Source organism: Marinomonas sp. IMCC 4694 (assembly GCF_008122525.1).
Classification (GTDB): domain Bacteria; phylum Pseudomonadota; class Gammaproteobacteria; order Pseudomonadales; family Marinomonadaceae; genus Marinomonas.
The window spans coordinates 2,767,138-2,780,614 of sequence record NZ_VSRV01000001.1 but is presented as its reverse complement, the minus strand read 5'-3'; the positions used below and the strand labels follow the sequence as shown (position 1 = coordinate 2,780,614).

General features: G+C 47.5%; 11 protein-coding genes. 9 read left to right on the top strand and 2 right to left on the bottom strand.

The features are described from left to right. The first annotated feature begins 13 nt into the window (after positions 1-13). The 6 genes from FXV75_RS12595 (at position 14) to FXV75_RS12570 (ending at position 7,583) form a co-directional block, all read left to right on the top strand. A complete protein-coding gene (locus tag FXV75_RS12595; RefSeq protein WP_148833878.1) occupies positions 14-1,315 on the top strand; it encodes an aminopeptidase P N-terminal domain-containing protein in 1,302 nt (433 codons plus the stop codon). 37 nt (positions 1,316-1,352) lie between these two features. After that, entirely contained in the window at positions 1,353-2,564 is a 1,212-nt protein-coding gene (locus FXV75_RS12590; protein WP_262368548.1) for a UbiH/UbiF/VisC/COQ6 family ubiquinone biosynthesis hydroxylase, read from the top strand. 134 nt (positions 2,565-2,698) lie between these two features. Beyond that, a complete protein-coding gene (locus FXV75_RS12585) occupies positions 2,699-3,526 on the top strand; it encodes an HDOD domain-containing protein (protein ID WP_148833876.1) in 828 nt (275 codons plus the stop codon). 158 nt (positions 3,527-3,684) lie between these two features. Beyond that, on the top strand, positions 3,685-4,755 hold the full coding sequence (locus tag FXV75_RS12580; RefSeq protein WP_148833874.1) for an extracellular solute-binding protein: 1,071 nt from the start codon (positions 3,685-3,687) through the stop codon (positions 4,753-4,755). Between the two features lie 45 nt (positions 4,756-4,800). Then, positions 4,801-6,465, top strand: coding sequence for an ABC transporter permease (locus FXV75_RS12575; RefSeq protein WP_148833872.1), 1,665 nt, complete (start codon positions 4,801-4,803; stop codon positions 6,463-6,465). 83 nt (positions 6,466-6,548) lie between these two features. Then, a complete protein-coding gene (locus tag FXV75_RS12570; protein WP_148835404.1) occupies positions 6,549-7,583 on the top strand; it encodes an ABC transporter ATP-binding protein in 1,035 nt (344 codons plus the stop codon). A gap of 9 nt (positions 7,584-7,592) precedes the next feature. On the opposite strand, the gene FXV75_RS12565 is transcribed toward FXV75_RS12570, so the two are convergent. Continuing rightward, complete coding sequence (locus FXV75_RS12565) at positions 7,593-8,459, bottom strand: HDOD domain-containing protein (RefSeq protein WP_148833870.1); 867 nt, start codon at positions 8,457-8,459, stop codon at positions 7,593-7,595. Between the two features lie 107 nt (positions 8,460-8,566). Here FXV75_RS12565 and FXV75_RS12560 point away from each other — a divergent pair, with 107 nt between their 5' ends. Next, positions 8,567-9,763, top strand: a complete 1,197-nt coding sequence (locus FXV75_RS12560; protein ID WP_148833868.1) for a class I SAM-dependent rRNA methyltransferase — start codon at positions 8,567-8,569, stop codon at positions 9,761-9,763. 96 nt (positions 9,764-9,859) lie between these two features. Here FXV75_RS12560 and FXV75_RS12555 read toward each other — a convergent pair whose 3' ends face one another. Continuing rightward, positions 9,860-10,516, bottom strand: coding sequence for an HAD family hydrolase (locus tag FXV75_RS12555; protein WP_148833866.1), 657 nt, complete (start codon positions 10,514-10,516; stop codon positions 9,860-9,862). A gap of 135 nt (positions 10,517-10,651) precedes the next feature. On the opposite strand from FXV75_RS12555, the gene FXV75_RS12550 reads away from it, so the two are divergent. Both FXV75_RS12550 and ptsP read left to right on the top strand, forming a co-directional pair. Next, on the top strand, positions 10,652-11,137 hold the full coding sequence (locus FXV75_RS12550) for an RNA pyrophosphohydrolase (RefSeq protein ID WP_148833864.1): 486 nt from the start codon (positions 10,652-10,654) through the stop codon (positions 11,135-11,137). A 47-nt stretch (positions 11,138-11,184) separates the two neighbouring features. Further along, complete coding sequence (gene ptsP / locus FXV75_RS12545) at positions 11,185-13,473, top strand: phosphoenolpyruvate--protein phosphotransferase (RefSeq protein WP_148833862.1); 2,289 nt, start codon at positions 11,185-11,187, stop codon at positions 13,471-13,473. Positions 13,474-13,477 lie beyond the last annotated feature (4 nt).

Genomic DNA, 13,477 nt, shown 5'->3' with positions numbered 1-13,477 from the left:
CGACGAGGTTTTTATGAACATCAGCACGCAAACGTATCAGGCACGCCGCACACGCCTAATGGCATCGTTACCAGACAACAGCGTGGTGGTGGTTCGTACAGGGGAATTGGCCTCGCGCAATAGCGATTGCGATTATGAGTTCCGTGCCCACAGCAGTTTCTTTTATTTGACGGGGTTCCCAGAACCCAGTGCGTACGCTTTGATCCATGGTGAGGGCGATCTCACCTTGATCACTTTGCCAAAAGACGCTGAAAAAGAACAGTGGGATGGTTTTCGTTTTGGTACCGAAGGCGCCATGATGACCTTTGGTGCCTATGATGCCGCACCGCTAGAGCAGCTTGATGTCTTAGCGTTAGCGGCGTTAGACGGCGCGGATCACGTGGTTTACTTATTTAATGACCGCCTATTGCGTGAGCAGATAGCGGCGTGGTGCGATGCCATTGCCACCCGTGCACGTCTTGGCGCGGTAGCTCCCACGCGCTTTATGGACTTATCACCCAGCATAGCGGAAATGCGTTTACGCAAAGACGCGGAAGAAATTGCCATCATGGAGGCCGCGGCACAAATCAGTGTTCAGGCTCACAAGCACGCTATGCGTGCTGTACGGCCTGGCATGAAGGAGTACCAGTTAGAAGCTGAGTTAAATTACGTATTTATGAAGTCTGGTGCCCGACAGCCTGCGTATAACAATATTGTCGCATCGGGCCGCAATGCTTGCGTGCTGCACTACATTAAAAATGACGACACCATTAACGACGGCGATTTGGTTCTTATTGATGCCGGTGCCGAATTGGGTTGTTATGCGGCGGATATTACCCGCACTTTTCCGGCAAATGGCAAGTTTAGCGAACCGCAAGCGGCTTTGTACCAAGTCGTCCTCGATGCCTATTATGCGGGCATGGAAGCACTGACAATCGGCTCTCCTTACGAAGCGTGTCATAACGCGGCGGTGAGAGTGTTAACGCACGGTTTGGTTAAACACGGTTTATTAAATGGCGAGGTGCATACGCTGATCGAGAACAAGGCATATCGCGATTTTTACATGCACAATACTGGGCACTGGCTGGGATTGGATGTGCACGATTGTGGTGCGTATAAAATCGCCGGTGAATCGCGTTTGCTCGAAGCCGGCATGGTGTTGACCATCGAACCGGGCCTATATGTTTCGGCTGACAATCAATCGGTTGACGCAAAATGGCGCGGTATAGGCATTCGCATTGAAGATGATGTATTGATCCGTGCTGAAGGCCCTTATGTGTTGACTCACGGCTTACCAAAAGAAAGACACGAGATCGAAGCGTTTATGGCGCAATAGTCGTCAATAACCTCCGATCACTTTTCACGGTGGAGAAATGACAGTGGCGAAATCATACGATCTAATAATTGTAGGCGCGGGGATGGTTGGGGCTTTGTCGGCGATTTTGTTGGCGAATGCATCGTTGCGCGTGGCACTGATTGATAAGCATGATGGCGAGTATGAGCTGTCCCCGCCGCCAGCTTACGATGCGAGAGTGAGCGCAATTTCTAGCCAGTCTAAACGCTTATTGGAAGAAGCAAACGTATGGCAGAACATGCCGCAAGGCCGAGTGGCAACCTATGACAATATTGTGGCTTGGGATGGCCTTGGCGCAGGCTATATTGACTTCAATGCAGGCTCAGTTTCTATGGCTGAGCTGGGTAACTTGGTTGAAAATGCTGTACTTAGTCAACAAATGATGGCTCAAATACAGCGAATGAACAACATTGATTTGTATTTCAATAATGGCCTATCGTCTTATCAAATCAGTGATACTGGAGTACAAGCTGATCTATTGTCAGGTGATCGAATTGATGCCCAGGTAATCATTGCTGCAGACGGTGCGGTGTCTGCATTGCGCACAGATAATGGCTTTGAGACCGTCGAGTGGGACTACGGTCACACCGCGATTGCGGCCACGATTGAAATTGATCAACCTCACGAAAATACCGCATGGCAGAGTTTTGGTGAAGAAGGTGTATTGGCATTTCTGCCATTGCCTGATGTGGGAGAACGTCATTTTGTTTCGATTGTTTGGTGTGTTCCCCCCGACGACGCTGACCATTTAAAAGCCTTACCGGACGAGGACTTTTGTCGGCGTTTACACTACGCAATAAATAAACGGTTTACTGTAGTAGGCATCACTCGAGCAAGGCAAACCATTCCATTACGCCAACGTCATGCCAAACAGTACGTCAAGTCTGGTATTGCCCTGATTGGCGATGCCGCTCATACGATTCATCCACTAGCAGGGCAAGGTGCGAATTTAGGTTTCGGGGATGTCATGGCGCTGGTAGAGGTGCTGAGTAAAGCGCATCGACGAGGCGAAGCTTTGGGGGCCATTAAGGTGTTACGCCGTTATCAGCGTGCGCGTATGCTGGATAATATGGCGATGGCCGCCGGGATGGAGGCTTTCAAGCGGTTGTTCTCGACTCAACAGCCTTTGTGGGTTCAGCTTAGAAATACCGGTATGAAACACTTCGATAAAAACCAAGCGTTAAAGAAAAAATTGATCGCTCGGGCCGCCGGTTTATCGTCTTTTTCGTAAAGTATTACAATTTTTCTTATTGTTCAGGGGTAATGCCCTTGCAAGCGCCCTTATATTTTGTAGTAAAATGAAAGAAATTGTAATTTTTTGTACTCGATGAGTGTGTGACTCACCTGATTAAAAGGCGACATGGTATGCAGATTCAGGATCTTCTCAAGCAAACAGACAAGCTCCCGAACGTTCCTGATGTCGTGCGTGAATTAATTCAGCTGCTCAATAATTCTAAGGCGAATTATTCTGATATTGCAGCCAGCGTTTCTCACGATCAAACGATCTCATTAAAAGTACTGCGAGTGGTAAATTCTGCGTATTTCGGTTTGTCGCGAAAAATATCCTCGATTGATGAAGCGACGGTATTGCTGGGAATGGATAAGTTAAAAACGCTGGTTATTGCGTCCGGTTTTTCCAGCTCTGTCAGTCAGGTTGATGGCATAAAATTACCCGAATTTTGGGCCGAATCGTTTCGTGTTGCCGAGCTGGCGCAATGGTTTGCAAAGCGAACAGAGAGGGTTGATGCTGACGAAGCGTTCACAGTGGGTATTGTCCATAATATCGGTCGATTATTGCTGCACTTAACTGAGCCTGATATTGCGCAGGATATTTATGCTTTGGTAGCCAACAGAAAAGCGAGCCGATTAAAAGCGGAACACGATCTGCTGGGCTTCACAACGCAAGACGCCGGCAAAGCATTAATGGATCTTTGGAAGTTTCCCTCAGGATTGGGTGACGCTGTGCAGCAGCACAAAAGACCTTTTGCCGAAGGGGATCCGATACCGTTGGCTTGTGTCTTAAACTTGGCTTGTTATATCAGTGCTTGCATACGTACAGACCGAGACCTTGACCTGGTTCGTGATGGGTTTCCCAGTGCGGTGGCTAAGGCGGCGGGGTTGTCCGCCGGCGTCATTTATGAGCTAGACGATGCGCTTATGATAGGTGAAGGCTTGAACCATTTATTAGGCTGACAACAAGGTCAACACCTGAGTGAATAAATGATAATCGCTAGTGTTTAGGATCTTGTTGTGATAATTTCTCAGCAAATTTTTTAATGCCTTTTTTGCCTCTGATTTGCTCAGCTGATCCGGTGGCTAGGCGACTGCATAGGAATTGACGCAAGGTGAACATGTCAGTGAATTATCGCAACAAAGCTATCCATAACAATTCTTCTCTCCTAAACATCGTGGGGTATGCCGCATTAACAAGTTGCCTATTGTTGTCGACAGGCGTTCAGGCAAAAGGGGAGGTTAATATTTATTCGGCGCGTAAAGAATCGCTGATTAAGCCGGCTTTAGATTCCTTCGCGCAACAAAATGACGTGACGGTCAACTTAATCACAGGCTCTGCCGATGCCTTGTTAAGTCGTTTAAAGGCAGAAGGTGATGCCAGCCCCGCCGACGTGTTTGTCACGGTCGATGCTGGGCGTTTGTATCGTGCTAAAGCGGCAGGTGTGCTTAAACCCATTTCCAGCGACGCACTCACGGCTAATATCCCCTCTCATTTACGTGACAGTGAAGGCTACTGGTTTGGCTTGTCGCAGCGTGCCCGTGTTATTTTTTATAACCCTGAGACCGTCTCTTCGAACGAACTTTCCCGCTATGAAAACCTAGCCGACCCTTATTGGAAGGGCCGTATTTGTGTGCGATCTTCTGCCAATATTTATAATCAATCTTTGGTCGCCTCGATGCTAGAAGCCGACGGGGAGAGTCAAGTGCGCGCGTGGCTAAAAGGCTTGATGGCTAACTTAGCGCGCCCACCTTTTGGTGGCGATATCGATTTATTAAAAGCAGTTAGTGCTGGTGTGTGTGATCTTACCCTCGCGAATACCTACTACTATGGTCGCCTTGGTCAAAGTGATGACGCGGCCGAGCGGGAGGTTTACAACAGGGTGGCATTATTTTGGCCCAACCAAGGAGAGGGCGAGCGTGGTGCCCATGTCAATGTGAGTGGTGCTGGGGTGACCGCGGCAGCCACTAATGTTGATAATGCCGTTTTGCTGCTGGAATTTCTCACCAACCACGCTTCCCAAGCATGGTACGCCCATGTGAACAACGAATACCCCGTAGTAGAGGGCGTCAGTCCGCCAGAAGCTTTGGCGGTATTTGGGGCGTTTAGCGCCGATACGATTGCTCTGGACTTGCTGGGTGAAAACAACCGTAAGGCGGTGGAAATGATGGACGCTGCGGGTTGGAAGTAATGATATTTACGGTACGTTTTTTTTCGGTCATAGGTTTTGATGTCAATGGGTGAGCGGTTTTCTTTAAGGAGGGTAGGTGTACCCAAGTGGAATTGGCTCAAAAGCGCCGCTGTTTTTATCGCGGTCGTTTTGGCGTTGCCTATTTTAGTGGTGTTGGTCAACGTGCTAATGGGGGATGGTGAAGTATGGCGGCACCTTTATGACACCGTGTTGGCCGAGTATGTGTCGAACTCGTTAATATTGATGTTCGGTGTGGGCGCCGGTGTGCTCTTGATTGGTGTGCCTTGTGCTTGGCTCACCAGTATGTGTGAATTTCGTGGCCGGGCGTTTTTGTCCTGGGCATTGTTGTTGCCTATGGCGATGCCTGCGTACATCATCGCTTATACCTATACGGGCGTTTTGGACTTTGCCGGTCCTGTGCAAACGATTATCCGTGATATGACTGGATGGCGTTATGGCGAGTACTGGTTCTTTGACATTCGCTCTTTAGGCGGCGCCATCACTATGCTTACCTTGGTGTTGTATCCTTATGTGTATTTAATGAGCCGTGCGGCGTTTTTGGAACAATCAGCCAATACCTTAGAAGTCAGTCGTACATTAGGTTATTCCGGCAAAACTGCGTTTTTTAAACTGGCCCTGCCATTGGCTCGACCGGCCATTGCAACAGGATTGACCTTGGCGTTGATGGAGACATTAGCCGATTATGGTACGGTGCAATATTTCAGTGTGAGTACCTTTACAACGGGCATTTTGCGCACGTTTTATGGTTTTGGTGACGTGGCAGCTGCCTCGCAATTGGCCGGCATATTGTTGCTCTTCGTGGCTATGTTGATTTTGCTTGAGCGCTATTCTCGTCATAAGATTCGTTATCATGCATCTGGTTTGAAAAAAGCCAGTCATCGTAGGATACCATTAACGAGTGGCCAATCCTGGCTGGCATTGATGTTTTGTGTATTCCCTATTTGGGTGGGTTTTATCATTCCGGTGAGCGTATTGGCGTACTGGGCTATTTTTAAGGCAGAAATGCCTGGTTCGAACTTTGTGCAGTTGGCGTGGAATTCACTGTATCTGGCGGCGATGGCGTCATTGATTGTGGTCGGTTTGGCGCTGGTGTTAAGTTACGCCATTCGACTTAATAGCAGCCGCAACGTGAAAGCGTCGGTTGGCATTGCGGGAATGGGGTATGCGCTCCCTGGTACCATTATTGCGATCGGTACCATTGTGCCGCTGGCGTGGTTGGACCATAAAATCATTGATTTGGTGAAACACTACAGCGGCGAAAGCATCGGGTTAATCTTCTCTGGTACTTTATTCGCCTTGTTATTTGCCTATACGGTGCGTTTTATGGCGGTGTCTTTAGGTGCGGTGCAAAATGGGTTGGGAAAAATTAAGCCTAGTATGGACATGGCGGGACGTTCGTTGGGTATGTCGCCATTTAGAGTGCTTACCCGTATCCATATTCCCTTGTTGAAAGGCTCGGTGTTGACGGCCATGTTGATTGTGTTTGTCGATGTGTTAAAAGAGCTGCCGGCCACCTTGGTATTGCGTCCATTCAATTTTAATACTTTGGCGGTTCGAGCCTATGAGTTGGCGTCAGATGAGCGATTAATTGACGCCGCGCCAGCGTCATTGATGATAGTGTTGGTGGGGTTAGCGCCAGTGGTGTTATTGAGTCGCTCTATTTCTTCACGCACTGGCCATTCTAAATAGGACTGTACATGACTTTTTTGTTTTCAAAGCAAACGCAATCGGCTGGTAAGTCGTCGTCTTGGCAACAGCATTATTTAAAAAACATGACATTGACTGATGTGTCTATCGGCTACGATGGCCATGTTGTGGTTAAGAACGCGTCGTTTCAATTAAAAGAAGGGCAAATTGGGTGTTTGCTGGGGCCGAGTGGGTGTGGAAAATCGACTTTGTTACGAGCGATTGCGGGATTTGAATCTTTGATGTCGGGTGAAATACGTGTTGATGATGACCTAATAGCAAGCCCAACTGCCAGCGTGAATCCAGAAGATCGTCATATCGGCATGGTGTTTCAAGACATTGCCTTGTTTCCACATTTGACCATTGCTCAGAACATCGGCTTTGGCCTCACACACTGGCCAAAGAGTGAAGCGCAAGCCCGCATTACTTACTTACTGAACTTGGTTGGGTTGTCAGGCTTTGATGCGCGTTATCCGCATTCCCTTTCTGGTGGTCAGCAGCAGCGTGTGGCGTTAGCACGAGCGATGGCGCCTAAACCCAAACTGTTGCTGATGGACGAGCCGTTTTCTGGCCTAGATGCTAAGCTGAGAGAAGAATTAGTGCCCGACATTCGTGACATTTTAAAACGTGAAAAAATGTCAGCGCTGCTGGTGACCCATGACCAAATGGAGGCTTTTGCCATGGCCGATCAAGTCTCGGTGATGAACGCAGGAGAGATCCATCAGACCGGGTCACCTTATCAAATTTATCATCGACCTGCGACGCGTTTTGTGGCGAGCTTTATTGGTCATGGTGATTTTTTGTCGGCGACTGTGTGTGGTCCAAACTGTGTTCATTCTGACTTAGGGACAATTCGGGGGGATTTAGACCACGGTTTTGAAGGTAATCTGCAGGTGGATTTATTAGTACGGCCTGATGATATTTTACACGATGACGACAGTGAGTTTACCGGTATTATAGAGAGTAAGTTTTTTCGCGGTTCACACTTTTTATACCGTGTTAGGTTGTCTTCAAACAAAGTAGTGTTCTGTTTTGCGTCATCTCATCACAATCATGCTGTAGGGCAAGAAATTGGTCTAAGTGTTCACCTAGACCATTTAGTGATGTTTTCGCGCGAATGATATAGGCGTTTAAAGCACGCCCAAACCTTGTTCATGACACACTTCTATTAGGCCATCAAGATCGTATTCACTCAGTTCTAAATGGTCCATAATACAGTGGCTGATTTTTTGCCACTCATGGTCTTCTGTTGCATTTCCAATATGTCGGTAGGTGGAGGCTATGTGCTCAGCCAGTTTTAATATGGCCGCGAGTGTCAAAGGGATCGTGTCGCCTGGTACTCGGTGAGTGAACATGTAGTCAATGCGATGATGCCGGGCGATCACATCGCAACAGCTTTTGGGTAGCCCCCAAGAGATCGCTAAAAAGTAGCCGACGACAGAGTGATTGGTTTTGAAAATCTGATTTTCCATGTCGGTTAGGCAAAAATCTGGGTTGTTATACCCTTGGTTTAAGATCTCTTGGTAACCATTAAATCGTTTCATCATGAGTGGAATGCCCGCATTATGAAACAGGCCAAGGGCGTAGCATTCGTCGCGGTATTTGACATTCAGCTGAACGGCAAGACTCGAGCAGATAGCAGCAATATCCGTTGCGGTATCCCAAAAGCTGTGCAGAGATTGAATTGTGTCATCAGACAATTCACTTTTAACCGCGAGCCCATTCACTATGTTGGTGACGCTGGCAGGGCCCAGTAAGACAACCGCTTGTTGGATCGAGGTGATTTTTTTAGGCAGATTAAAAAAGGCCGAATTAACCAACTTTAATACCGCGGCAGATAAGCTGACATCGTGTGAAATAATATCCGATATTCGAGCCATGTCCGGATCTGGCATGGCTTGTTCCATATGCAGATCCACTAATATCTGTGGTTGAGGGGGAATGCTAATGCCTTGTAATATTCGCTTTAGCTGATTCTCGTTCAATGTTGATGACATAAAGGGCACACTTCATTAGTGACAAGTAATTTTGCTAGGGTGTAATTCGTAGCAATTGAACCTAGAGTCACTATAATAACGTTTTTTAAATATACTGGGTGAAAATTTTGAGTGTGATTCGACTAAAAGGCCAAGCTGATCGCCGATTAAGGGCTGGACATCAATGGATTTACAGTAATGAAGTAGATACCTCAGCAACGCCATTAAAACAATTTACGCCAGGCGATCAGGTGGTGGTCGAAACCGCACAAGGAAAATCACTGGGTATCGCGACGATAAACCCTAATACCTTGATTTGCGGTCGTTTGATCAGTCGTAGTACCGATACCTTGTTGAACAAGTCGACTTTGGTGCATCGTTTGAAAATCGCTTTGTCGTTGCGTGATATGACCTACGCCGCGCCTTACTATCGTTTGGTGTTTGGTGACTCTGATGGCTTGTCTGGCCTAGTTGTCGATCGTTTTGCTGATATTTTAGTAGTACAAATTTCAACCGCTGGCATGGAGCGCGTTAAGAACGAGATCATCGAAGCCTTACAAGATGTGGTCAAACCCACCGCTATTTTGATGAAAAACGACGGTAAAATGCGTCAAATCGAAGGCTTGGATACTTATGTAGAAGAAGCCTTTGGCACAGTGCCAGAGTTGGTATTTTTACAAGAAAACGATGTGCTGTTTCAGGCGCCAGTATGGGATGGGCAAAAAACAGGTTGGTTTTATGACCATCGTGAAAACCGTAAAACCATGCAAAATTACTGCGATGGCAAGCGTGTCCTAGACGTGTTTTCTTATGTAGGTGGTTGGGGAGTGCAAGCCGCTTCGGCGGGTGCAACAGACGTGACTTTTATCGATGCGTCAGCGAGTGCCCTTGGTCATGTGGAGGCTAATCTTAAGTTAAATCAATACGAAGGTGGCTCTAATTTGATGCACGGCGATGCGTTTGAAGCCATGCAGTCGTTGATCGAAGACAAAGAGCGTTTCGATGTGGTCGTCATGGACCCACCGGCGTTTATTGCTCGTCGCAAAGACATTAAGGCGGGTGAGGGTGCGTATCATAGAGCCAACCAATTAGCGATGCGACTGGTCGCTAAGGGAGGCATTTTGGTCTCAGGATCTTGTTCAATGCACCTTGAAACCGCACGTTTACATGACATTGTTCGTAGCAATAGCCGCCAGCTAGAGCGTTTCTCGCAATTGATTTATCGTGGTACACAAGCGCCAGATCACCCGGTGCACCCAGCGATTGAAGAAACAGAATATCTAAAAGCCTTGTTTTACCGAATCCATAATAATATGGGGTTGTAAGTCATTTAGTATTTCGTATCGAATAAAAACGCCGTTAGCCATCTAACGGCGTTTATTTATTGCATGAATCTGCAGCTTGAAAATCGTTCGTTCCTATCAATCTCTAAGAGAAATATGCGGCCAGCCACGTTCTTTGGCGATTTTGCTTAATGTTTCGTCGGCATCAACAGCAATCGGGTGTTCGACCAATTCTAATAGCGGTAAATCATTGCGTGAGTCGCTGTAAAAATAACTGCCTTTCATCGAATGTCCAGTGCTTGCAAGCCAATCATTGAGCCGAGTCACCTTGCCGTCTTGAAAGCTTGGAACACCGACAATCTTGCCAGTATAAGCGCCATCGATGATTTCCGGCACAGGCGCAATGATGTGATCCATACCCAATGCCTCGCCAATGGGACCCGTCACGAATTGGTTGGTCGCCGTGATCATGAGCAAAAAATGCCCTTGATCTTTGTGATGCTTAAGGCGTGCGGTGGCCTTCTCTTGCATCATTGGCTGGATTTTTTCCTGCATAAAAGTGCGATGTAATTGAGTCAGCTCGTTTTGTGAAAACTGAGTTAATGGCGCCAAACTAAACGCCAAATATTCATGAATATCCAGTGTGCCAGCCTGGTACTGCAAGAAAAACTTGTCATTCGCTGCCTTATAAACCTGCGTATCGACTAAACCTTGTTCGACTAGAAATTGCCCCCAAGTGTAATCGCTGTCGCCGTTTAATAATGTACCGTCTAAATCAAATATTGCGAGTGTCACACGCGCTCCTTAATTCTTCTAAAGTGCGTGAATTATAGCCTTGGCGCCGACAAATAACAGTAGTCTTAATTGTGTGCTTGGGGGAATTATGGAACAATGAATTTAATTTATTCTTATATTAGAAGGGGATGACTCGTGATTGATGCGGACGGATACAGACCGAATGTGGGCATCATATTGATGAACGAGCGTGGTCAGCTACTTTGGGCCAGACGTGTCGGGCAAAATGCATGGCAGTTTCCTCAAGGTGGCATCAAGTCCGACGAGACAGCTGAAGAGGCTCTCTATCGTGAGCTCAAAGAAGAGGTCGGCTTAGACCCGCATCAGGTCGAAATAGTCGGTCGAACTCGTGGTTGGCTGCGCTATCGGCTTCCAAAGCGTATGTTAAGGCACAATAGCAAGCCCTTGTGTATCGGCCAAAAGCAAAAATGGTTTCTTTTGTCGATTCGTTGTCCAGATGCGTCTGTGTGTGTAGACGGAACCGATTGCCCAGAATTCGATGGCTGGCGCTGGGTAAGTTATTGGTACCCGCTTGGGCAAGTGGTTGCTTTTAAAAAGGATGTGTACCGACGCGCGTTAAAAGAGCTTATATCCTGCGCACATCGACGGCTGGAAAAGTGATAAACTCAGTCGATTGATGCGGGAGACTTTAGACTAATGGGAGCGCTATGCTAAGTTTGTTAAGACGTATTACTCAAGAGGTGACAGCGGCGCAGTCTCTTTCGGCCGCGTTGGATATTATTGTCCGGCGTGTTCGTAGGGCGATGCGAGCAGAGGTATGCTCTATTTATTTAGTGGATAACAACACCAAAGAATATGTCCTAATGGCCACGCGTGGTCTAAACGCCGATGTAGCCGGACTTGTGAGTCTCAAGGCCGATGAAGGTTTGGTCAGTTTGGTGGGCCGAAGAGCGGAGCCTGTCAACTTAGAAGACGCCCATATTCACCCCTCGTTCCATTACATAAAAGGCTCCGGTGAAGAACGTTACCGCTCTTTTCTTGGTGTCCCTATCATTCATCACCGTCAAGTGTTGGGTGTGTTGGTGGTTCAGCATGAAGACAAACGACGCTTCGACGAAGGCGAAGAAGCTTTTTTGATTACCTTGTCCGCTCAGTTGGCGGGTGTTATTGCTCATGCGGAAGCGACAGGGGCGATCACCGACTTGACCCCAAATGCTATACAAAGCGGTTCAGATTTTCGCTACAAAGGCGTTCCAGGCAGTTCTGGCGTAGCAATAGGTCGTGGGGTGGTGGTGTTTCCTCCCGCCGATTTAGATGTGATTCCTGATCGCCGTACCACCGACTTTGAAGAAGAAATACAAGACTTTTATCAAGCGCTTGAGGCCGTTAGGCAAGACATTCGTCGCGCGAGCAATCGTATTAGTCAGCATCTTTCAGAAGACGAAAAAGCGCTGTTTGATGTGTATCTGAAGATTTTGGATGACAATGCGATCGCAGGCGAAATTGTTCGAAAAATAAAAGAAGGGAACTGGGCGCAAGGGGCATTAAGGCAAGTTATTCAGGCACACATTCGTCAGTTTGATCGTATGGATGACCCGTATTTACGCGAGCGCGCATCGGATCTTCGTGATCTGGGTCGGCGTATTTTGTCGCATCTGCAAGAAAAAGCCCCTAACGTAGTCGAACGTTTTAGTGAGCCTTCTATTATTATTGGTGAAGAGCTGACGGCATCAATGCTGGGTGAAATCCCAATTGATAAGATCAAAGGCTTGGTGTCGGTGATGGGTTCAGGCAACTCTCATGTGGCTATTTTGGCACGTGCTATGGGTATCCCTACGGTGATGGGCGCGTTAGATTTACCCTACGCTCAGCTCGATAAAGTCGATTTAATCGTAGACGGTTATTTAGGCAAAATTTACACCTACCCGTCAGAGGCGCTGATAGAAAATTATCAGCAAATTGTTAATGAAGAGCGCTTGCTTGAAGAAGAATACGAAACGCTCAAAGACTTGCCCTGTGAAACACTAGACGGCCAACGTTTGTCTTTGTTCGTTAATACGGGGTTGTCGGCGGACATCGCGCGCTCTTTGGACCGGGGGGCCGAAGGTATTGGATTGTATCGTACCGAAGTGCCTTTTATGGTACGCGATCGTTTTCCTACCGAAGCTGAACAAGTGGCGATTTATCGTCAACAATTAGAAGGTTTTGCGCCGGCACCGGTGACCGTGAGAACATTGGACATTGGTGGCGACAAGGCTTTACCGTATTTTCCTATCAATGAAGCGAACCCTTTTTTGGGCTGGCGCGGGATTCGAGTTACCTTAGACCATCTGGAAATTTTTATGGCGCAAATTCGTGCCATGATCAAGGCCAGCGCAGATTTGCATAATTTAAAAATCATGTTACCAATGATTTCGAATGTCGCCGAAGTAGAAGAGGCTTTAGCCTTGATTCGACGTGGCTATGATGAAGTGCTAGAGGAAGGTTACCACGTCAAGATGCCCCAAGTTGGTGTGATGATAGAAATTCCGGCGGCGGTGTATCAGGTCAAAGAATTGTCTGAAATGGTGGATTTTTTATCGGTAGGTAGCAACGATTTAACCCAATACCTATTGGCGGTAGATCGGAATAATCCACGGGTTGCGGATTTATACAATTCCTTTCATCCTGCTGTGCTGCGCGCGTTATTGAGCATTGTGGATCAAGTTCGCGATGACAGCGTGGGCCTGAGCGTATGTGGAGAAATGGCGGGTGACCCTATGGGCGCTATTTTACTCATGGCGATGGGATATGATGTGTTGTCAATGAGCTCAACCAGCTTACCTAAAGTGAAAGCCGTCATTCGTAACATCTCTATGCAGCAGGCCCAAGACATGCTGGCCGAAGTTATGAAACTTGCTCATGCTGAAGCGGTCACACAAACCATGACACGACTCATGCGTGAAGCCAACATCGAGCGTTTGATTCGTCCTTCCAAAACCACCAATGTGGACTAAGCAT

Coding starts and splice junctions, on each gene's coding strand:
- FXV75_RS12595 (WP_148833878.1), top strand. CDS start 14: ATGAACATCAGCACGCAAACGTATCAGGCACGCCGCACACGCCTAATG.
- FXV75_RS12590 (WP_262368548.1), top strand. CDS start 1,353: ATGACAGTGGCGAAATCATACGATCTAATAATTGTAGGCGCGGGGATG.
- FXV75_RS12585 (WP_148833876.1), top strand. CDS start 2,699: ATGCAGATTCAGGATCTTCTCAAGCAAACAGACAAGCTCCCGAACGTT.
- FXV75_RS12580 (WP_148833874.1), top strand. CDS start 3,685: ATGTCAGTGAATTATCGCAACAAAGCTATCCATAACAATTCTTCTCTC.
- FXV75_RS12575 (WP_148833872.1), top strand. CDS start 4,801: ATGGGTGAGCGGTTTTCTTTAAGGAGGGTAGGTGTACCCAAGTGGAAT.
- FXV75_RS12570 (WP_148835404.1), top strand. CDS start 6,549: ATGACATTGACTGATGTGTCTATCGGCTACGATGGCCATGTTGTGGTT.
- FXV75_RS12565 (WP_148833870.1), bottom strand. CDS start 8,459: ATGTCATCAACATTGAACGAGAATCAGCTAAAGCGAATATTACAAGGC.
- ptsP (WP_148833862.1), top strand. CDS start 11,185: ATGCTAAGTTTGTTAAGACGTATTACTCAAGAGGTGACAGCGGCGCAG.